The sequence below is a fragment of the Nesterenkonia lacusekhoensis genome, from assembly GCF_017876395.1.
Lineage (GTDB): Bacteria > Actinomycetota > Actinomycetes > Actinomycetales > Micrococcaceae > Nesterenkonia > Nesterenkonia lacusekhoensis.
In genome coordinates this window covers 1,228,867-1,246,746 of record NZ_JAGINX010000001.1, presented here as the reverse complement: position 1 = coordinate 1,246,746, position 17,880 = coordinate 1,228,867, and the positions used below count along the sequence as shown (strand labels likewise).

Sequence of the window (17,880 nt, the reverse complement as noted above, 5' to 3'; positions counted from 1 at the left end):
AAGGGCCCCTGCCTGGAAAACTCCAGATCAGAGGCCCTTCTATCGGGGTGAGTGACGGGGCTTGAACCCGCGACCCTCGCGACCACAACGCGATGCTCTACCAGCTGAGCTACACCCACCATATTCATGAGCTCTCCGGCTGAACGGCCGAAAAGCAACGCCGATTAGTCTACACCTATCCGGCGCTGAGAACGAAATCAGCGGAAGACGGCCTGTCGATAGTGCTTGAGCTCCTCGATGGAATCGCGGATATCGCCCAGCGCCCGGTGATTTCCGGTCTTCTCCGGGGCGGAGGTGCGCGCCTCGGGATACCAGCGTCCGGCGAGTTCCTTGATGGTGGAGACATCGATGATCCGGTAGTGCAGGTGGTTCATCAGCTCCGGCATGCCCAGCCGCAGGAACGCCTTGTCGGCGTGGACGGAGTTGCCGGCCAGGGGGGCCTTCTTGGCTTCCGGGACCCACTTCTTCACGTAGTCGAGCACCCGCTTCTCCGCCTCCTGCAGCGAGACTCCCTGATCCAGGTCCTCCAGCAGCCCGGAGTCGGTGTGCATCTCTCGGACGATCTTCTGCATCCGGTCCAAGGCTGAGGCCGGTTCCGGGCGGATCACCGCTTGGACACCCTCGCCCAGGATGTTCAGATCACTGTCGGTGACCAGGGCGGCCACCTCGATCAGCACGTCCTGGTCCGGGTCCAGGCCGGTCATCTCGCAGTCGATCCAGACCATGCGGCCTTCCCAGGATCCTGTGCTCTTCTGCTCTGCTTCTGCACTCACGCCAGACACTCTACAACCCTGCCCTGGCCCCGGTCCTGGGGCGCCCGGCCTGCTCAGCGGTGAGATCCGCAGTGGTAGATTATCGTCGATGACATCTGTGGCAGACGCCGGGCGTTCCGGGCTTCGTGCTCCACAGATCAGGCTTCCTCACTTCAGCCCGCTGGCTGAGGGCCTTCTGGGCTCGGCGCTGATCCTCATCGGCTCCTACGGCGTCGGCTGGTTGGTCAGCATCTCTCCGCTCAGCCGCTGGGACCTGCTCCTGCCGCTGCGCACGACGCCGACCGGCGTCGTCGTCTCCACCGTCGCCCTGACACTGGGCTGCTGGCTCATGTTCCACGCCTGGCTGCGCCTGCGCGAGGTTCTGCACACCGGCGAACAGCCGCTGCGCAGCATCAGCCGGACTGCGGCGGCATGGATGATTCCGCAGCTGTTCGTGCTGCCGATCTTCTCCCGGGATGTCTTCGCCTACCTCAACCAGGGCCGGCTGGTGCTCCAGGGGGAAGATCCCTACACCACCGGAGTCTCCACACTGGAGAACTGGTTTCAGCTGGGCACAGACATCGTCTGGGCCGAAGACGCGACGCCCTACGGCCCGCTGTTCCTGTGGCTGGAGGCCGCCGTGATGCGGGTCAGCGCTGATCAGCCGGATCTGGCGGTGTTCCTCTTCCGCCTGGCCTGTGCGGCCGGTCTCGTCCTGATGATGATCTATGTGCCCAGGCTGGCCCGGCTGCTGGGCGCTGATCCGGCACGTGCCCAGTGGCTGACAGCTGCCAACCCCCTGCTGATCATCAGCTTCATCTCCAGCGTGCATAACGATTCCCTGATGATCGGCTTCGCCCTGGCGGGGATCTACCTGGCGGCCACAGCGGAGCGTCAGCGTGGTCGGGGTGTGCTGGCTGTGCTGCTGGTGACCCTCTCCATCGGCATCAAACCGATCACGATGGTGCTGCTGCCCTTCATCGGGCTGCTGTGGGCCTGGGCCGGACTGCGCGGTGAAGGGATCTCGCTGGGCTGGATGCGGCGACTGCGCCACTGGGCGTGGACTCTGCTGATCGCTGCCGCGGTGATGCTCGGCGTCGGACTGATCAGCGTGGCCGGCGGTGACGCCTACGGCTTCGGTTGGCTGGAGGTGCTCAGCGGGACCGGGACCGGCAGCATGCTCTGGTCTCCGGTCGGCCTGGCCGATGCTCTGCTGACAGGGGCCCTCATCCTGGCTGGGGCGGATCACGGATGGACCCTGGATGTGCTGCGTGTGGTCGGCCGGGCGCTCTCCGTGGTGATCGTGCTGGTGCTCATGATGCTGCCGCTGCGTGCTGCGGGTTCCGCCGCACCGGCCTCCGCATCCGCACCGGCGTCCTGCTCTGCCGAGGCAGCAGCCTCCAACACCGGTGCGGACGCACAGCTGCGGGCCCTCGTCCTGCGGATGACCTGGGCCTTCTCCGCTCTGGTGCTGCTCTCGCCGGTCATCCAGCCCTGGTATCTGCTCTGGCTGCTGCCGCTCATCGCAGTGCTGCGAGGAGGCGAAGGCCGCGGCTTCGTCGGCATCGTCCTGATCACTGCCTTCTTCCTCGCCTTCGGGGCGGCCGATCAGCTTCAGATCTGGCAGTTCCTGGAGTTCGGCGCACTCGCCCCGAGCACTGCCATGGCGCTGGTCTCGGCAGCAGTCTCTGTGATGGCCCTGACCGTGCTGCTGGTGCGGCGCAGCAGCCGCCGACTGATCCTCCCAGGAGGTGAGATCCGTGACCGAGGAGTCCGACATCCCACAGCCTGAGGCCCCCCGGCCCCGGAACCCGATCACCCGGGGCGTGGAGCGCACCCGCAACGTTCTAGGACGGCACCGGGCCACCCGCTGGCTCTTCGGCGGGGCGGAGTCCGATGTCTCCCACACCCTGCGTCAGGGCATGCTCGCCGCCCTGATGATCATGGTCGGCTCATGGGGCGTGGGGTGGCTGGCGATGTCACCGACCTCGCTGCTGGCTCTTCACCCGTGGCTGCTGCCGCTGCGCTCGACGACGGCGGGCGTGGTCACCTGCACTGTGCTGCTGACCTTCGGTGCCCTGCTCCTGCTGCGTTCCTGGCTGCGCCTGGCTCAGCGCGTGGGGCAGTGGTCGGCGGAGGCGACCGGGGTCATGTACCGGGCCGCCGCCATGTGGGGTGGGCCGCTGCTGCTGACCATTCCGATTTTCTCCCGAGATGTCTATTCCTATCTGGCCCAGGGGCGGCTGCTCTTCCTGGGGGAGAACCCCTATGAGACCGGGGTCTCTGAGCTGCCGGGCTGGTTCATGGCCGGGGCGGACGGGCTCTGGGCGGAATCGCCCTCGCCCTATGGGCCCCTCTTTCTGATGATCAGCCAGTCCTTCTGGTATCTCTCCGAAGGGATCCCCGAGGTCGCCGTCGCACTGTTCCGACTGCTCAGTGTGGTGGGAGTGCTGCTGATGCTGGCCTTCCTCCCTCGATTGGCGCGGGCCTTCGGCTCCGAGCCTTCATGGGCGCTGTGGATCTGTCTGCTCAATCCGCTGAGCCTGTTGGTCTTCCTGCCGGCGGCCCACAACGACTCCCTGATGATCGGGCTGATGATGGCCGGCTGCTGGTACGCGCTGCAGAAGAAGCGCCTGGTCGCTCTGCTGCTGCTGGTCGCGGCCGTGGCCATCAAACCGATCGCCATGGTCATCGTGCCCTTTGCCGTGCTGCTCAGCCTGGAGAGCACCAAGCACTACCTGCTGCGGCTGCGCGAATGGGGCATCGCCGGGCTGCTGGGCGGAGGTGCCCTCATCCTGGCCGGCTACGCCCTGGGCATCGGGCTGGGTTGGCTGCCCTCTGCTCTGTCCGCCGGTTCGGCCATCGAACCCATCGCCCCGGTGGGTCTGCTGGGCACCGGAGCCGGTATGTTCTTCGCCTGGATCATCGGGGCAGATCCTGATCTGATCGCCGGAGGGGTCCATCTGCTGGCCCGGTTGGCCGCCGCCGTCGTGCTGACGGTGATGCTGCTGCGGCTGCCGCTGGGAGACTCGCCGCGGAACAATCTGGTGCTGTGGTCCGGCTACGGGCTGGCCGTGGTGGTGATCAGCTCCACTGTGCTGCAGCCCTGGTATCTGCTCTGGCTGCTTCCGCTCTTCGCAGTGGTGCACGTCTATCGGGGGCGGCTGCTGATGTGGGTGATCCTGCTGATCACCGTGCTGGTGCTGCTCTCCATGGTCGGACAGCTCTCCGTGGCCCAGTGGATCGACACTCTGGTGGTCCAGTCCATCGCGATGGCGGTGGCTGTGGCCTATCTGCTCTATATCATCGTCTTCGACCCCCACACTTCGGAGCTGTTCCGTATGCGCCGTCGCTCTGCCCGTTGGAACGCCGATGAAGGCTGGACGCTGCTGAGAGGCCGCAGATGAGCGCCCTCACCGTCTTCGTCCAGCGGCTGGGCGGCGTCTCGTCGCGCCGGCTGACCTGGATCCTGCTGGCCGCGACTGTGCTGGGTGCCGCGCTCTCGGTGCTGGCCATGCAGTGGTGCCGGATCAACGGCTGGAGCGATCCCGAGCAGCACCTCTACATGTGCTATTCCGACTTCTCTCTGCTCTTCACCCAGCGGGGCCTGGCCGAAGGCGCCATGCCCTTCTTCACGGAGCCCGCTGAAGGGCAGATGATGGAGTATCCCGTACTCATCGCGCTGGTCGCCGGCGCTCTGGCTGCGCTGGTGCCCCAGGACCTGGCCGCGGATGATCGAATCCTGGTCTTCTACGACCTGAACCATGCCCTGGTCATCCTGTGCTGGGTCGGCGTGGTCCTGGTGACGGCAGCCTCTGCAGGGCGGCGACGCTCGGACGCCCTGCTGGTGGCTCTGGCCCCCGGGATCATCCTCACCCTCTCGGTGAACTGGGACATGTGGGCCGTCTTCCTGGGTGGACTGGGCCTGCTGCTCTGGGGACGGTCCCGTCCGGCCTGGGCCGGCGTGCTGCTGGGGCTCGGCGCGGCGATGAAGCTCTATCCGCTGTTCTTCCTGGGCGCGGTCCTGGTGCTCTGCATCCGTGCCGGTCGGATCCGCTCCTTCGTCACGGTGGCCGCCGCCGGAGCGGTCACCTGGTTGGCGGTGAATGTGCCGTTCATGCTGATGTCCTTCGAGCAATGGTCGCTGTTCTACACCTTCTCCTCCGAACGCGAGGTCAGCTTCTCCTCCATGTGGCTGGCCTTCGTCTGGACCGGCTGGGACGGGCAGACCTTCTCGCTGCTGTCCAACGGGATCTTCCTGCTGTGCTGCCTGGCCATCGCATACCTGGGGTGGGCCGCCCCTCAGCGTCCGCGGATGGCGCAGCTGTGCTTCCTGATCGTGGCCAGCTTCCTGCTGCTGGGGAAGGTCTACTCTCCGCAGTTCGTGATGTGGCTGATCCCCCTGGTGGTGTTGGCACGCCCCAAGGTCCGCGGATTCCTCGTCTGGCAGGCGGTGGAGGTCTTCCATTGGGCCTCGGTGTGGCTGATCAGCGCCAAGATCAACGCGGAGGAGCTTGCGGGCGCAGGTGAGCAGTTCTTCGGCAGCGGCCACCTGCTCTTCGAAGTCCTCTACGGCACAGGTGTCATCGCCCATATGGCTGTGCTGATCTGGCTGATGGTCCAGGTGGTCCGAGAGATCCTTCACCCTGAGCTCGACGCCGTAGGCCCCGATCCGCTCGCCGGCGTGTTGGCCGGACGCACAGACCGATTCACTCTGCCCGGGCTGGGAGCCGCCGATCAGGCGCAGCACGGCCCAGAGAGGAGCAGACACCTGACATGGTGACCATGCTGAGCACCATCGCCCCCATGTTCGTGGTGATCGTGGCGGGCTTCGCCGCCGGCTTCATCAGTCGGTTCCGCCAGGCGACCTCACATCTGAACGCCTTCCTGTTCTATTTCGCGCTGCCGGCCTTCATCTATACGGCGATGGTTACCGCGCCGCCGCTGGAGGGCTTTCCGCTGGCTGCCCTGGTGATACCGCTGCTGATCACTCCGGCGCTGTCGGTGGGGCTGTACTACCTGTGCCGGGTGTTGGGTGAGCAGGCCCGGCGTGGTGCGGCGCCGGCGTCGTTGGCCGGAACCTTCGGCAATGTGGGCTATTTCGGCATCCCGATCTCGATCAGCGTGATCGGCCCGGAAGCTGGTCTGGCCGCCGGGGTGATCCATATGATCCACAACGCCTTCTATATGAACGGCTATCCGCTGGTGCGCACTGCGGCGAACACCCGGAACTGCTCCGCCGAGCAGCCGCGCGGCTTCCGCAGCGTGGCCCGGCGGCAGCTCTGGCCGGTGATGCGCCGCGCCATCCTGTTCAATCCGGTCTTCTCCGCGATGCTGCTGGCACTGATCCTGGTGCTGACAGACCGGCGCATGCCTTCCCTCGTCGACGAGCCGGCGGAGATGTTGGGAGACACTGCGGTGCCGCTGGCCCTGTTCTGCGTGGGTCTGGCGCTGCATCCGGCCATCGAGGGGATCCGCAGTGGGGGAGTGCCCATCGCTCCGATCGCCGTGGGAACCGCCGTGAAGCTGCTGATCCTTCCGCTGCTGACCTGGGCTGCCGTGCTGGTCTTCTACGATCAGCTGGGCCCGGTCTGGGCTGGCACCCTGATCATCCTGGCCGCCACACCTTCCTCCACCACGGTCTTCCTGTTCAGTGAGGAGTATGACGGCGACGGCAGATTGGCTGCGGCGATCTTGGTGACAAGCACCGGACTGAGCCTGATCACGCTGCCTCTGATCGCCGAGTTTATGCGGATCTAGGCGGTTGATGGTGGTTGCTGGTCCGGCCTCTCGGAGTGGTCTAGAGAGCGGCACCGACAGGACTGCTGAGAACCTCGCGACCGTTTTACGACCGTTTTTCGTCAGCCTTTTGCACGAGTGCCGGACACTATGCACGTGTTCCGACGACTCGCAGCACAGGGGGTATCGACATGCCACGACCGCGCCTGAAGATTGGTGAACGTGGGAAGACCACACACCAGAAGATGGAAGACGGCACCTGGAAGGCCAAAGCCTCCTACCGTGACGTCAAAGGGGTCAAGCGTGAACTGACCGCTCGGGCCAAGAGCAAGAGCCGCGCTGAGACGGCTCTGAACGACAAATGGCACCGCTTGTCGAAGCAGATCATCAACGGGCGGTTGGGTACTGAGAGCATCACGTTGTCTGCGGTCTTCGACCAATGGTTCGAGCATCTGGAGCGACGTAGTGAGAGAACTGGCAAGCCGACGATGCGTAGCATCTATGACGACCGACTCGTCGTGAACAACCATGTCCTTCCCCGAGCTGGGGAATGGGCGATGGATCAGATCACTGTGGGGATGCTCAACGAGATGCTCTGGTCGATCCCAGGCAAGGACGGATCGTTGATGGCCACCGCCCGCAGGGCGCAGACGATCATGTCGAGACTGTGTGCCTACGCTGTCTCCCACGAGCTCCTCCCGTTCAACATGGGGCGGGAGACGGACAAGATCGAATACACCTCGCCCCCACCGAAGGTCGTCGAGCCTGAAGAGCTTGGTGCCATCCGCGAAGTCTTCCGTGCTTGGTGCGATCACCCCACCCGGTGGAGGACTCCGATCCTAGATATCCTCGATCTCATGCTGGCAACCGGATGCCGCATCGGTGAGGTCCTGGCACTGACCTGGGACAAGGTTCATCTTGAAGACGACGTGGCGTGGGTGATGATTGACTCCTCAACTGGCTACGTGCCGGGCAAGGGCATGGCTATCGGGCCGACGAAGAATCGAAAGAGTCTGCGCATCGCGCTGCCGGACTTTGCGGTCACCCTATTGATGCGACGGATGACTAGCCAGATCGTGGAGTCCGAATACGTCTTCCACACCAGTGCGGGCAATCCGTACTACCTCTCCCAGATCGAGCGGTCTGTTAAGTGGGCCATGAGTCCAGCGCCTCACCTGCAGCACATCTGGCAGGGAGGCTTCCGCTCGCACAGCCTACGCAAGACAGTGCTGACCGCCATCGAACGCGAGCATGGTCTTGCGGCTGCAGCTGCCCAGGGCGGGCACAGTAAGGAGTACATCACCGAGAAGTTCTACGTCGCGCCGAACCTGGCGACGATTGACCACACCGATGCCATCGGACAGCTGATCACGATGAAGAGCCCGGTGGTGGCCACTGGGGAGTGATGCTGCCTCTCCTGCGGTGAAGACCGCTGGCGCCCAGCTGGGCCTTAGGGGGTGCCTGCGGGATGCTGCGATTGCGTCGGCACCGCGGAATCGTAGGCGACTGCGACGATGGCGGCCAGCAGAGCGGTCCAGGAGACCCAGGCGAACAGACTGAACGGCTCAGCGGCGGCCGTGGCCATCACCAGCAGTGTCAGCGACACCGCGATGATCCAGAACTTCGGGGTGGTCAGGGCCTTCTTGATGGCGTTCATGGAATGTCTTTTGTCCTTGTTCAGTGACTGCGTCCGGTCTGACATTCCCACAGTGTCCGGCATCTGTCAGCAGATGTGGGACCCCGGTCGCTCGCGCATGTCGCCGATCGATCGGCTCGCTCGGGGCGCTGAAGCAACTCGGCTCTGCCCGGGCGTTTATAGAACCCGAACCCGAAGTCATCGCCAGACTGGATCGTGGCGGTGAAGCGCACCCTTGCACCCGGATTCCGACTGCCTCGTCGTCAGTCATGTGGATGGGCGGGGAAAGAAGCCGCACAACCATATTTTGGTTCTTAATCACAACAACCGCACGGGAAAGGCGCTCTCGGACTATCGCACGTTCCACGACCGCAAGGCCGGGAATCAGAAGGGCGTGCAGTCGGCGAACGACGAGCTGATGCGCGAGCACGGGCTCTCGGTCGTGAAGCGGCTGGAGCACGCGCCGAAGGACTGGGAGCTGCGCCGCGAAGACTTCGCCGAGGGGTCGCTCGACCGCGAGATGGGCGACCGGATGAGTGCGGCGCTGGCCGATCCCCGCGCGGTGGACAAGGCCGGTCTGGTCTCGGTGATCGAGGAGCAGAACCAGCAGCTCGGTGATGACGGGGATCGGGTGCCACGGATGCGGCTGCACAGCCCCGTCAGCAAGAAGGGCAAACGCGCCGGGCAGGAGACCTGGACGCTCTACATCGAGGACCGCCGCGGCGAGTCCGGGCGTGCCGAGCGCCGCAAGCGCACGAGCGCACTCTCGGCGGACTTCACCCCGGAGGGCGCGCAGGCGTTCTTCGACTACCACCAGCAGCAGAAGGAGCAGGAACATGAGCGCAGCACTCGACAGGCTGAAGCAGCAGAACGGGCCCGTGCAGTCGCCGCAACCGCTCGGCAGTCCGGAGACGATGGAGCTGTTGACCTCGATCCTCGCCGCCGTCGAGGCGCAGAATACGAGGATCGCCACGCTGACCGAGCAGCAGAAGAAGCTCGCGGGGTTCGTGAAGGTGGACAGCGAGGAGCAGGAGAAGCAGCTCTCCGCGATCTCGCATCAGCTGACCTCAACGTCGCCGCCGCCGGAGTCGAACGAGAACAGCGAACTGCTCGCCAGAATCGCGTCCACTCTCGCGGGTATGAGCGTGAACCTCAACGGGGAGAGTCTGAAGGGCTCAGCCTCTAAGTCCGAGGCTGCCGCCAAGCATCTCGATGAGAGCCGGGCTAAGTTCGAGCGGGCCGCGAACGGTGCGCAGAAGGCCTGGCGGGAGTCGATCACCCAAGCCAGCGCCGAGGCGACGAGCGCGATCAGCACGGCCCGGGATCAGGCTGTGCAGTCGATCGAGAGGGCCGCTGCCGACGCCGGGGCCGTGGCAACAGCCAAGATTGACGCCGCGAACGAGCGGGCCGAAAAGATCATCGCCACAACGGCCAAGCTGGAGGCCCGTCAGCTTTGGTCTGTCGCCGCGTCGATGTGCCTCGCGCTGCTGCCGGTCGCAGTGATCGTCGCGGGTGTTTGGATGGCCGTCGCCGGGCTTATCACGGGCGCTCAGTGGGCCCTCGACGTGGACGGGAGCGTGTGGCTCGGGATCGGTCGCTGGCTCGTGGTCTCCATGGGCCTCGCCGGGGCCGGCTACGGACTCTTCGCGTCCGTCCGCTGGGTCGCCGGTCTCGTGGAGACCTGGAAGGGCCGCGGGATGCCGAGGTGGCCCCGTTGGCGGTGATGGCTGGATCCGATCGAGCTACCGGTTCCGATCAGCAGTCGAAGGATTTTCGCAGCAGCCAGTCCTGCGGCCTCGGTGCCACCGCCGTAGCCTGACGAGCATCCCGGCCGTGACGGCCATCGCGACGGCGATCCCGGCACCGATGATCCAGGGATTGCCGAGGAGCCCTCCGACGCCTGCGAGTGCTCCGCCCGCCGCGATGAGCGGCAGGCCGCAGCAGAGCAGCAACGGAAGCGCGCAGCATGCCAGTAGGAGCAGCCCGGTCCCTGCGGCGACGATGAGACCGGCGCGCCGTTCGTCGCGGTCGTGATCGGCGCTCATCGTCTGCACCTCTTCCGGATGAGATCTCCCCGATTGCATGCGTTGCCGTTCATGCGCAGCACGAGAGCAGTGACGGGTCGGTGGTGAAGGACTTCGCGGCGATCCGGATGCCTTCGGTCATGGTCAGGTAGGGGGCCCAGGCGTCGGCGACTTCGGCGATGGTCTTGCCGAGCACGTGGACGCCTGCGGCGGCGAGTTCCCCGGCGTCCTTGGCGACGGCGGTGAGGCCGAGGATCTCGCTCGTATCGGCGTTCACGACGATCTTGATGAACCCGCGGGTGTCGCGGTTGATCACCGCCCGGGGCACATACTCCAGGGGCAGCACGCGGCAGTCGCAGCGGATCCCCGCGGCGACGACCTCCTTCTCGGTCATCCCGACCGCGCCGATCGCCGGTCCGGTGAACGTCACCCGCGGCAGATGGGAGTAGTCGACGGACCGGTCGGCGTCGGCGAACGCGTTCTCGGCAACGAGGGTGCCGTGGTGGGCCGCGACGTAGACGAACTCCGGGTGCCCGGTCACGTCGCCCGCGGCCCAGATCCGCGGGTTCGACGACTGCAGAGGGTCGGAGACGACCACCTCGCCGGAGTCCCCGGTCTTCACCCCGACCGCATCGAGGTTCAAGCCGTCGGTGACGGGACGGCGTCCGAGGGCGACGAGCACCTGGTCGGCGCGGAACTCCTGCGAGCCGCCGGACACGTCCGCGGTAACCACGACCTGCCCGGTCGCCGCGTCCCGGGACACCCGGGTCGGCACCGCGCGGCGGACCACCCGGATGCCCTCGTCGGCGAACACCTCCTGCAGTGTCCGGGACACCTCCGGCTCCTCCTTCGACGCGAGCCGGGACCGCACCAGCACGGTGACCTGGGAGCCGAGGCGGGCGAACAGCTGCGCCTGCTCCAGGGCAACGTAGCCGCCGCCGAGCACCAGCATCGACTCGGGGACCTCGGTCAGGTCCATCGCCGTGGTCGAGGTCAGGTACCCGGCCTCGTCCAGGCCGTCGATCGGCGGAGCCCACGGCCGCGCACCGGCGGCGACCAGGTAGTGCTCGGCCTCGATCGTCTCGACCGCTCCGTCTGCGGCGGTGACCTCCAACACCGGCGCGTCCGGGGTGCCCGCGAACCCGGCGTCTCCCCGCCGGACGTGCCACCCGTATGAATCGGCGACGTCGGCGTACTTCTCGCCCCGCATCGTCTCGACCAACGCCTGCTTCCCGGCGATCAGCGCGGGCATGTCCACTGGGCCTGCCGTCGTCGCGATCCCCGGGAACCGGTCGGCGGCGTCGGCGGCGACGTGCCGTGCATCGGCGGCGGCGATGAGGGCCTTCGACGGCACGCAGCCCGTGTTCACGCAGGTGCCGCCGAGCGTGCCACGCTCGATCATCACCACCGACTTCCCGAGCATGGTCGCGCGAATCGCGGCGGCGAACGCTCCGCCGCCCGATCCGATGATGGCGAGATCGTACTTCGTAGGCATCGCTGCTCCCGTCAAGGCTTGGACTTCTGTTCCGTTTCAGCCATACTGGACCTTCCAGTGCAGGGGAAGGTCAAGCGTGGCCCCTGCCGAATGATCGGAGGCCGCAATGCGCATCGGAGAACTCGCCGAACGCGCGGGCACCACCTCGAAGACGCTCCGGTTCTACGAAGAGCAGGGACTGCTGCCCCCGGCCGACCGGACGCCATCCGGGTACCGCGACTACGCGCCCGACGCCGTCGCCCGGATCGACTTCGTTCACCGTGGCCAGGCCGCAGGCCTCACCCTCGCCCAGATCCGCCAAATCCTCGACATCCGCGACAGCGGCCACGCGCCCTGCGAGCACGTGCGAGACCTCCTCGACGCGCGCCTGGCCGAGATCGAGCAGCAGATCGCCCAGCTCACCGCCCTGCACGGCACCATCGCCGACCTCCGGCACGACGCCGCGCACCCGGACCCCGACACATGCAGCCCAGACCAGGTCTGCCGGTACCTGTAGAGGGACGCGGACCGAGAAAACGAGAGCCATAACACGAACATGCGCTACCGCAACCCGAGGTGCTTCAGTCCGCTGTACTGCATCGTGGCCCCGCGGGAAGACGTCTTCGCTGTCACGAGGATTCGCCGAAACCCGGTGACCAGGAGCCTCATCGACGAGGTCCAAGACCCCAACACGTACTCGACCGCCCATGCAGCGATCGCCCATGCCGTCGAGGTCATGGACAACTGCCGAACACGTCAGCGGAAACAGGCGCGCTACCTGGAGAAAGGTATGTGACCCCATGGTTGAGATCTTCAGCGACCCCACGTACCTCGACGATTTGGACGGGATCAAGATCTGGCTGCCCCACGCGATCTTCTTCGCGTTCGCCGGATCTGTGATCGTAGGCATCCTCGTCGTGCTTGCCGTTCGCTTCCTCTGGCCGTACACCAACGCGCCTGTGGCCGAACTGATGGAGGACAAGAAGGACTGGGCCATCGTGCTCACCTCAGGCGCGATTGTGATGGTCATCCAGTACTTCGCTTGGTTGAACAGCGTACCCATGCCGGATGAGGTCGACGCGGCCCGTGAAGCGGAAGATCAGGCCGCCGCAGAGAACCGCCAGTCCACCGAGGAGCAGTTCACCGACCGCTACGGGGAGATCACTTTCCTGAGCTGCACCGGCAGACAGTGCCGGGAGGAGGACGATCTCTACGAGGAGCTGACCGAAGAGTGGGTCGGTGGGTACGCCACCCGCGATGTCTCCTTCTACGACGCCGACGGCGTGCTCGTCGAGGATGCCTACCTGCTGCGGCAGGACTCTGATGACGACGACGTCGAGTTCACGGTGAAGCTCATGGTCCGCACCGGTGCCGATGCAGCCGAAGAATACCGCCCCGAGGGAGCCTGAACCGTGATCGAGATCTACACCGAACCTGATGTGACTACATCGTTACCCTTCGAGATGTCACTCCTCGTCGTGATCGGCGGACCGATCCTCATAGGTCTGATCGCAGCTGGCTTGGTCGCTTTCAGCCGACAGAAGACTAGGACATCTGATGACGAGAAGACAGAGTGGACTGTCGCGGCCACGACCAGCATCGCGTTGATGCTCATCATGGGGTTCTTCTGGTTGCCGGAGAGACCCAGCTTCAACGAAAACCGAGCCGCCAGAGCCGAGTACGATGCGGCACTTGCCGAAAACCGATCAGCCACTGAAGAGCAGTTCACCGACCGCTACGGGGAGGTCACCTTCCTCGAATGTGAAGGCGGCGCCTGCAACCCGGCTGGGGACACCGCGCCCTACGACATTCTCACCGGCGACGACGCTACCGAGGATGTCGCCTTCCGCACCGAAGACGGCGTGCTCGACGAGGATGCCTACCTGGTGCGTGAAGACTCGGACGACGACAAGGTCGACTACACAGTGACCCTGATGATCCGCGACGGTGCCGACGACGCCCATGAGTACAGGCCGAATACGGACGAGGATGCCACCGACCCTCAGTAGGATAAGTGCCGGACACTCTACGGAGGGCGAAGAGTCAGCTGAAGCTTCCTAAGGCTTAGAGCTCCAGCGGGTCCACCGCTGGCTCTTCGGTCTCATCGGCCTGGGCAGGGTCTTCCGTGGGGTCCACCGCCGGCTCTTCCTCCTGCGCGGGCTCCTGGGCAGGGCCCTCGTCCGAATCCTGCTGCTGAACCTCGCCTTCTTCGTCGACGCTGGCCGTGTTGTCGTCATCGAGCTCGACGGTGATGTCGCCGCGACCCGAGTCCCCTTCGAGCTCTATGGCGTGGTCTTCTTCGGAATACACAGCCGGGACAGACACATCTCGTCCCGCCTGAACGAAGTTGCAATCCACGGAAGCACCATCGTCCAAGGCAAGCGGTCCATCGCAGGAGACCTCGTCAGCAGTCGTGATGGACTCCTCCACAATCGCTTGAAGCTCGTCGACCTCGATCTCATCGGTGCCGCACGCGGTCAGCGCCAGCATGGATGCAGCGGCGAGTCCGAACAGCCCGGCCCTAGAAGTCATTCGGTTGTCTCGCATCGCGGACATCTCCTTCGTTCTCTCTGTCAGTCTCAGAATATGAGACATGTCTTCGTCACCATAGTGTCCGGCGTCTCGCAATGCGAGACATCGTTATTTCAGGATGCGAGACAACGGGTTGCCATCTCGCATCCTGGGATTGTGTTCACCCTCCGAAAGCGCGGCGGGCGATGGAACGGCCGGGGCCGATCGGCTTTCCATTCGGGTCCCTCCAGCCACGGGCGATCTCGTCGATCTCACGGTCCTGGTTATAGTTGTCCAGCAGGGTTCCGGTGTTATGCCGAATCCGGTCCTGGCCTCTGGTTTGCTGAGTCCATCGATCTGGTCGAGCACCTACTCGTAGGTGTTCGAACCCATCAATTGCACAGCAGCTTGCGGTGGTTCCAGCTCGGGAGAGTCCCCGCCTGGTACAGCGAACAGCCATGACAGTGAGTGATGTTCGTCAGCGATGTATCCATCAAAGCTGGTTGACGTTTCGTAGATGATCTGTCCCATGGTCATGACCCTACTTGCAGGCTCAGAGTTCAGATCGAGGTTCCCGCACTGACACCCAGTGCGCGACCGATTTTTGGGGTCTTCGAAGCACTGGTCAATGGGTAGTGCCGCGTGGGGATCCGCCACCGGGACGCCGGCCAGCTTGACCTTGCTGATTAGTCAGTCAACCCTGTATAGTCACTGTGTGCTGACTATTGCTTCTCGTCTTGATGTCATGAACCGGCTCGGCCGCGCCATGGCAGACCCCACGCGGTCTCGAATCTTACTCTCTCTGCTGCATGGCCCCGGCTACCCAGCCCAGCTATCCCGGGACTTAGGGCTGACTCGGACCAACGTGTCGAATCACCTGGCCTGCCTGCGGGACTGCGGGATCGTGGTCACCGAGCCTGAAGGTCGCCAGACCCGGTACGAAATTGCTGATGCACACCTTGCTCAGGCATTGAATGCGCTGGTGGAGACCACCCTTGCTATCGATGAATACGCGTCCTGCATCGATCCACAGTGCTCGCTTCCTGGCTGTGCTCAGGCGCGTAGCCGCTCATGATAGTGACTGTTGCTGCACAGGCGTTAGCCCTGTTCGTTGCCACCAACATCGATGACATCATCGTCCTGTCCCTGTTTTTCGGCCGTGGCCGAGGGCAACCAGGTACGACCCGGCGAATACTGCTAGGGCAGTACGTGGGCTTCATCGGCATTCTGGGGACTGCTGTGGTTGTGGCGCTGGGCGCACAAGTGATGCTCCCAGAAGAAGTCTTGCCCTACTTCGGCCTGATCCCGCTGGGCCTGGGCCTCTGGGCAGCATGGCGAACATGGCGCAACCGCGACGAAAAAGACGACGACGAAGCCCAACTGGAAGGCAAGCGAGTCTCTGTCGGCACGGTTGCCCTAGTGACCTTCGCCAACGGTGGAGACAACATCGGTGTCTATGTACCAGTCTTCGTCAGCCTCAGCTGGGCCGCTGTCCTGGCCTTCTGCATCGTCTTCCTATCACTGGTCGCGCTCCTGGTCCTGGCTGCTAAGTGGATCACCTCACGCAAACCCATCGCTGAAGTTCTGGAGCGGTGGGAAAGCATCCTCTTTCCACTTGTGCTCATTACCCTGGGGGTCATCATCCTGGTCACTGGCGGCGCATTCGGGCTCTAGCCCTGAGCCGGCTAGTTCCGTGAGTGGCGTTGTCAGTTGAGGAACCCCAACCGGGAACACCCACCTCTGACCAGGCGTAACGCCAACTGGCCAGAGAGGGTGTCCCGTATAGGTGGTCCGCACCCTGTCCCGCTGACGGGGGGCTAACCGGGACACCGTGCGTGCGAGCTTTTAGGTCTCGATAGATCGGCGGAGACTCTGCTGGGGAATCGCGGCCATGGGGATGATTCGACGTGACCCACTGACAGATAGATGACACCACTGACAAACCACTGACAGATAGGTGACACTACTGACCACTTAGCTGGAACCTACAACGGTTCCTGACGGTCTAACGTGGACCGATGGCCCTCATGCGAAGCGGACGGATCACCCTCTGTCGAGGAAGCGGCAAGGAGGTGGCCCGATTGACCGCCAAAAGTGGTCGCTTCGCCAGCGACCGTTTTACGACCACTTTTGAACGTGACGGCGCGTGATCCTGGGTTACGGTCAATGACGGTCTAACGTGGCTGGATGACCGGAAGCTCGCGGCAAAGGGCCGTCATGGCGGGCAACGGCGCGGGTCCGTCATACTCCTCAGTGAGGAGTACGACGGCGACGGCCGCCTGGCCGCCTCCATCCTGGTGGTCAGCACTGTGCTGTCCCTGCTCACTCTGCCTCTGGTGGCGGAGTTCATGCTCTGAGAGTTTCCCTGCTGTTCACGTGCCTGCGGAAAAGTCGTGACCTATGAGCGACGATCGATCCACCATCGACCGGAACCCCGGCAATGTGCTGGAGGTCTTCTGGGTCTTCCTGAGGTTGGGGCTGACCTCCTTTGGCGGCCCGGTGGCCCACCTGGCCTATTTCCGTGAGGCCTTCGTGGAGCGGCGCCGCTGGCTCAGCGAGAAGGCCTACGCAGACCTGGTGGCCCTCTGCCAGTTCCTGCCCGGACCTGCCTCCTCTCAGGTCGGGATGGCGCTGGGGCTGCAGCGCGCCGGGTACGGAGGCATGCTCGCAGCCTGGTTCGCCTTCACCATGCCCTCGGTGGTGCTGTTGGTGGCCTTCGCCTACGGTGTGGCCGCGGCGGGGGACCTCTCTGAGGCCGGGTGGATCAGTGGTCTGAAGGCCGCCGCCGTCGCCGTGGTGGCTCACGCCGTGCTGGGGATGGCCAAATCGCTGACCCCAGATGCAGCGCGTGCCTCCATCGCAGCAGTGGCCATGATCATCGTGCTGCTGCTGCCCCACCCCTTCGTGCTGGTCGGGGCCATCGTCGCCGCTGGGGCGATCGGCCTGTTCTGGCTGAAGCCCGAGGCTGAGCAGCAGAAGCCGGAGGATGCCTTCCCGGTGCGGGTCTCCAAACGGTTCGCAGTCTGCTGTCTGGGCCTCTTCGCTCTGCTGCTGGCTGGGCTGCCGTTGCTCGCCGCCGCCACCGGGCAGGGCTGGGCGGCGCTGACGGACCTCTTCTACCGCGCCGGCGCCCTGGTCTTCGGCGGTGGCCATGTCGTGCTTCCGCTGCTGCAGGCTGAGACGGTCCACACCGGACTGGTGGACGCCGACAGCTTCCTTGCCGGATATGGGGCGGCTCAGGCTGTGCCCGGACCGCTGTTCACCTTCGCCGGATTCCTCGGCGCCTCCTCTTCGGGGGAGCCCAGCGGGATCCTCGGCGCGGCCATCGCCATCGTCGCCATCTTCCTGCCTGCTGCGCTGCTGGTCCTGGGCACTCTGCCGTTCTGGGAGGGGCTGCGCAGCAACGCCTGGGCCCGCCGCACACTCATGGGCGTCAACGCCGGGGTCGTCGGCATTCTGGCCGCCGCACTCTATGATCCGGTGTTCACCGCGGGAGTCCTCGAGGTGGGCATTGCGGCGCTGTGCATCGCGGTGGTCTCCTTCGTCGCGCTCAACAGCTGGAAGGTCCCGGCCTGGGCCGTGGTGATCGGTGCGGGGCTGGTGGGCTGGGTGGTCCTCTAGGGTGCGCCCCGGAGCGGAGCAGTCGTGCTGGCCGCCGCGTCCTTGAGGAAAACCCAAGGTCATCCTGGGTAGAGTTGGTGAGTATCTGCCACACCGGGCGGCAGCGCTCAGACTGAGGGCATG

19 protein-coding genes and 1 tRNA gene are annotated in these 17,880 nt (G+C 64.9%); 13 read left to right on the top strand and 7 right to left on the bottom strand.

Translation table 11 applies throughout. The features are described from left to right. Positions 1-46: 46 nt before the first annotated feature. Together JOF45_RS05945 and orn are read right to left on the bottom strand one after the other, a co-directional pair. Positions 47-119, bottom strand: a tRNA-His gene (locus tag JOF45_RS05945). A 78-nt stretch (positions 120-197) separates the two neighbouring features. Next, a complete protein-coding gene (gene orn / locus JOF45_RS05940) occupies positions 198-725 on the bottom strand; it encodes an oligoribonuclease (RefSeq protein WP_210051337.1) in 528 nt (175 codons plus the stop codon). A 136-nt stretch (positions 726-861) separates the two neighbouring features. Here orn and mptB (JOF45_RS05935) point away from each other — a divergent pair, with 136 nt between their 5' ends. The 5 genes from mptB (JOF45_RS05935) to JOF45_RS05915 all read left to right on the top strand — a co-directional run bounded on the left by mptB (JOF45_RS05935) (position 862) and on the right by JOF45_RS05915 (position 7,897). Continuing rightward, complete coding sequence (mptB, locus tag JOF45_RS05935; RefSeq protein WP_245324150.1) at positions 862-2,544, top strand: polyprenol phosphomannose-dependent alpha 1,6 mannosyltransferase MptB; 1,683 nt, start codon at positions 862-864, stop codon at positions 2,542-2,544. Then, entirely contained in the window at positions 2,513-4,159 is a 1,647-nt protein-coding gene (gene mptB, locus JOF45_RS05930; protein ID WP_210048488.1) for a polyprenol phosphomannose-dependent alpha 1,6 mannosyltransferase MptB, read from the top strand. Before mptB (JOF45_RS05935) ends, mptB (JOF45_RS05930) begins: the two co-directional genes overlap by 32 nt. Next, positions 4,156-5,535: a glycosyltransferase family 87 protein gene (locus JOF45_RS05925; RefSeq protein WP_210048487.1), complete on the top strand. Its 1,380-nt coding sequence runs from the start codon at positions 4,156-4,158 to the stop codon at positions 5,533-5,535. The genes mptB (JOF45_RS05930) and JOF45_RS05925 overlap by 4 nt, the downstream gene beginning before the upstream one ends. After that, complete coding sequence (locus JOF45_RS05920) at positions 5,529-6,512, top strand: AEC family transporter (protein ID WP_210048486.1); 984 nt, start codon at positions 5,529-5,531, stop codon at positions 6,510-6,512. The genes JOF45_RS05925 and JOF45_RS05920 overlap by 7 nt, the downstream gene beginning before the upstream one ends. 224 nt (positions 6,513-6,736) lie before the next feature. Beyond that, positions 6,737-7,897: a tyrosine-type recombinase/integrase gene (locus JOF45_RS05915; protein ID WP_210048485.1), complete on the top strand. Its 1,161-nt coding sequence runs from the start codon at positions 6,737-6,739 to the stop codon at positions 7,895-7,897. A gap of 44 nt (positions 7,898-7,941) precedes the next feature. On the opposite strand, the gene JOF45_RS05910 is transcribed toward JOF45_RS05915, so the two are convergent. Further along, on the bottom strand, positions 7,942-8,148 hold the full coding sequence (locus JOF45_RS05910) for a hypothetical protein (RefSeq protein WP_210048484.1): 207 nt from the start codon (positions 8,146-8,148) through the stop codon (positions 7,942-7,944). A gap of 815 nt (positions 8,149-8,963) precedes the next feature. On the opposite strand from JOF45_RS05910, the gene JOF45_RS05900 reads away from it, so the two are divergent. Next, positions 8,964-9,851, top strand: coding sequence for an ABC-2 transporter permease (locus JOF45_RS05900; protein WP_378579351.1), 888 nt, complete (start codon positions 8,964-8,966; stop codon positions 9,849-9,851). A gap of 18 nt (positions 9,852-9,869) precedes the next feature. Here JOF45_RS05900 and JOF45_RS05895 read toward each other — a convergent pair whose 3' ends face one another. Together JOF45_RS05895 and merA are read right to left on the bottom strand one after the other, a co-directional pair. After that, positions 9,870-10,172 (bottom strand): hypothetical protein, encoded by a 303-nt coding sequence (locus JOF45_RS05895; protein ID WP_210048483.1) that lies wholly within the window; start codon positions 10,170-10,172, stop codon positions 9,870-9,872. A 49-nt stretch (positions 10,173-10,221) separates the two neighbouring features. Continuing rightward, positions 10,222-11,646 carry a mercury(II) reductase gene (gene merA, locus JOF45_RS05890; protein ID WP_210048482.1) on the bottom strand — a complete coding sequence of 475 codons (1,425 nt, stop codon included), beginning with the start codon at positions 11,644-11,646 and terminating at the stop codon, positions 10,222-10,224. Positions 11,647-11,752: 106 nt separating this feature from the next. Between merA and JOF45_RS05885 the strand changes: the two genes are divergently transcribed. The 4 genes from JOF45_RS05885 to JOF45_RS05870 all read left to right on the top strand — a co-directional run bounded on the left by JOF45_RS05885 (position 11,753) and on the right by JOF45_RS05870 (position 13,634). After that, a complete protein-coding gene (locus JOF45_RS05885) occupies positions 11,753-12,142 on the top strand; it encodes a heavy metal-responsive transcriptional regulator (RefSeq protein WP_042529932.1) in 390 nt (129 codons plus the stop codon). A 135-nt stretch (positions 12,143-12,277) separates the two neighbouring features. Next, on the top strand, positions 12,278-12,421 hold the full coding sequence (locus JOF45_RS05880) for a hypothetical protein (RefSeq protein WP_210048481.1): 144 nt from the start codon (positions 12,278-12,280) through the stop codon (positions 12,419-12,421). A gap of 4 nt (positions 12,422-12,425) precedes the next feature. Next, entirely contained in the window at positions 12,426-13,034 is a 609-nt protein-coding gene (locus JOF45_RS05875) for a hypothetical protein (protein WP_210048479.1), read from the top strand. Positions 13,035-13,037: 3 nt separating this feature from the next. Continuing rightward, positions 13,038-13,634: a hypothetical protein gene (locus tag JOF45_RS05870; RefSeq protein ID WP_210048477.1), complete on the top strand. Its 597-nt coding sequence runs from the start codon at positions 13,038-13,040 to the stop codon at positions 13,632-13,634. A 55-nt stretch (positions 13,635-13,689) separates the two neighbouring features. Here JOF45_RS05870 and JOF45_RS05865 read toward each other — a convergent pair whose 3' ends face one another. Both JOF45_RS05865 and JOF45_RS05860 read right to left on the bottom strand, forming a co-directional pair. Further along, a complete protein-coding gene (locus JOF45_RS05865; RefSeq protein WP_210048476.1) occupies positions 13,690-14,172 on the bottom strand; it encodes a hypothetical protein in 483 nt (160 codons plus the stop codon). Between the two features lie 333 nt (positions 14,173-14,505). After that, on the bottom strand, positions 14,506-14,667 hold the full coding sequence (locus JOF45_RS05860) for a dihydrofolate reductase family protein (protein WP_210048475.1): 162 nt from the start codon (positions 14,665-14,667) through the stop codon (positions 14,506-14,508). A 184-nt stretch (positions 14,668-14,851) separates the two neighbouring features. On the opposite strand from JOF45_RS05860, the gene cmtR reads away from it, so the two are divergent. The 3 genes from cmtR to chrA all read left to right on the top strand — a co-directional run bounded on the left by cmtR (position 14,852) and on the right by chrA (position 17,757). Continuing rightward, positions 14,852-15,211 carry a Cd(II)/Pb(II)-sensing metalloregulatory transcriptional regulator CmtR gene (cmtR, locus tag JOF45_RS05855; protein WP_138170855.1) on the top strand — a complete coding sequence of 120 codons (360 nt, stop codon included), beginning with the start codon at positions 14,852-14,854 and terminating at the stop codon, positions 15,209-15,211. Beyond that, positions 15,208-15,810, top strand: coding sequence for a cadmium resistance transporter (locus JOF45_RS05850; protein ID WP_138170856.1), 603 nt, complete (start codon positions 15,208-15,210; stop codon positions 15,808-15,810). Before cmtR ends, JOF45_RS05850 begins: the two co-directional genes overlap by 4 nt. A 726-nt stretch (positions 15,811-16,536) precedes the next feature. Continuing rightward, a complete protein-coding gene (chrA, locus tag JOF45_RS05845; RefSeq protein WP_210048474.1) occupies positions 16,537-17,757 on the top strand; it encodes a chromate efflux transporter in 1,221 nt (406 codons plus the stop codon). The last annotated feature ends 123 nt before the right edge of the window (positions 17,758-17,880 follow it).

Bases quoted from the DNA above. Each gene is read 5' to 3' on its own strand.
- orn (WP_210051337.1), bottom strand. From the start codon at position 725: ATGGTCTGGATCGACTGCGAGATGACCGGCCTGGACCCGGACCAGGAC.
- mptB (WP_245324150.1), top strand. From the start codon at position 862: ATGACATCTGTGGCAGACGCCGGGCGTTCCGGGCTTCGTGCTCCACAG.
- JOF45_RS05925 (WP_210048487.1), top strand. From the start codon at position 4,156: ATGAGCGCCCTCACCGTCTTCGTCCAGCGGCTGGGCGGCGTCTCGTCG.
- JOF45_RS05920 (WP_210048486.1), top strand. From the start codon at position 5,529: ATGGTGACCATGCTGAGCACCATCGCCCCCATGTTCGTGGTGATCGTG.
- JOF45_RS05915 (WP_210048485.1), top strand. From the start codon at position 6,737: ATGGAAGACGGCACCTGGAAGGCCAAAGCCTCCTACCGTGACGTCAAA.
- JOF45_RS05910 (WP_210048484.1), bottom strand. From the start codon at position 8,148: ATGAACGCCATCAAGAAGGCCCTGACCACCCCGAAGTTCTGGATCATC.
- JOF45_RS05900 (WP_378579351.1), top strand. From the start codon at position 8,964: ATGAGCGCAGCACTCGACAGGCTGAAGCAGCAGAACGGGCCCGTGCAG.
- JOF45_RS05895 (WP_210048483.1), bottom strand. From the start codon at position 10,172: ATGAGCGCCGATCACGACCGCGACGAACGGCGCGCCGGTCTCATCGTC.
- merA (WP_210048482.1), bottom strand. From the start codon at position 11,646: ATGCCTACGAAGTACGATCTCGCCATCATCGGATCGGGCGGCGGAGCG.
- JOF45_RS05885 (WP_042529932.1), top strand. From the start codon at position 11,753: ATGCGCATCGGAGAACTCGCCGAACGCGCGGGCACCACCTCGAAGACG.
- JOF45_RS05875 (WP_210048479.1), top strand. From the start codon at position 12,426: ATGGTTGAGATCTTCAGCGACCCCACGTACCTCGACGATTTGGACGGG.
- JOF45_RS05865 (WP_210048476.1), bottom strand. From the start codon at position 14,172: ATGCGAGACAACCGAATGACTTCTAGGGCCGGGCTGTTCGGACTCGCC.
- JOF45_RS05860 (WP_210048475.1), bottom strand. From the start codon at position 14,667: ATGGGACAGATCATCTACGAAACGTCAACCAGCTTTGATGGATACATC.
- JOF45_RS05850 (WP_138170856.1), top strand. From the start codon at position 15,208: ATGATAGTGACTGTTGCTGCACAGGCGTTAGCCCTGTTCGTTGCCACC.
- chrA (WP_210048474.1), top strand. From the start codon at position 16,537: ATGAGCGACGATCGATCCACCATCGACCGGAACCCCGGCAATGTGCTG.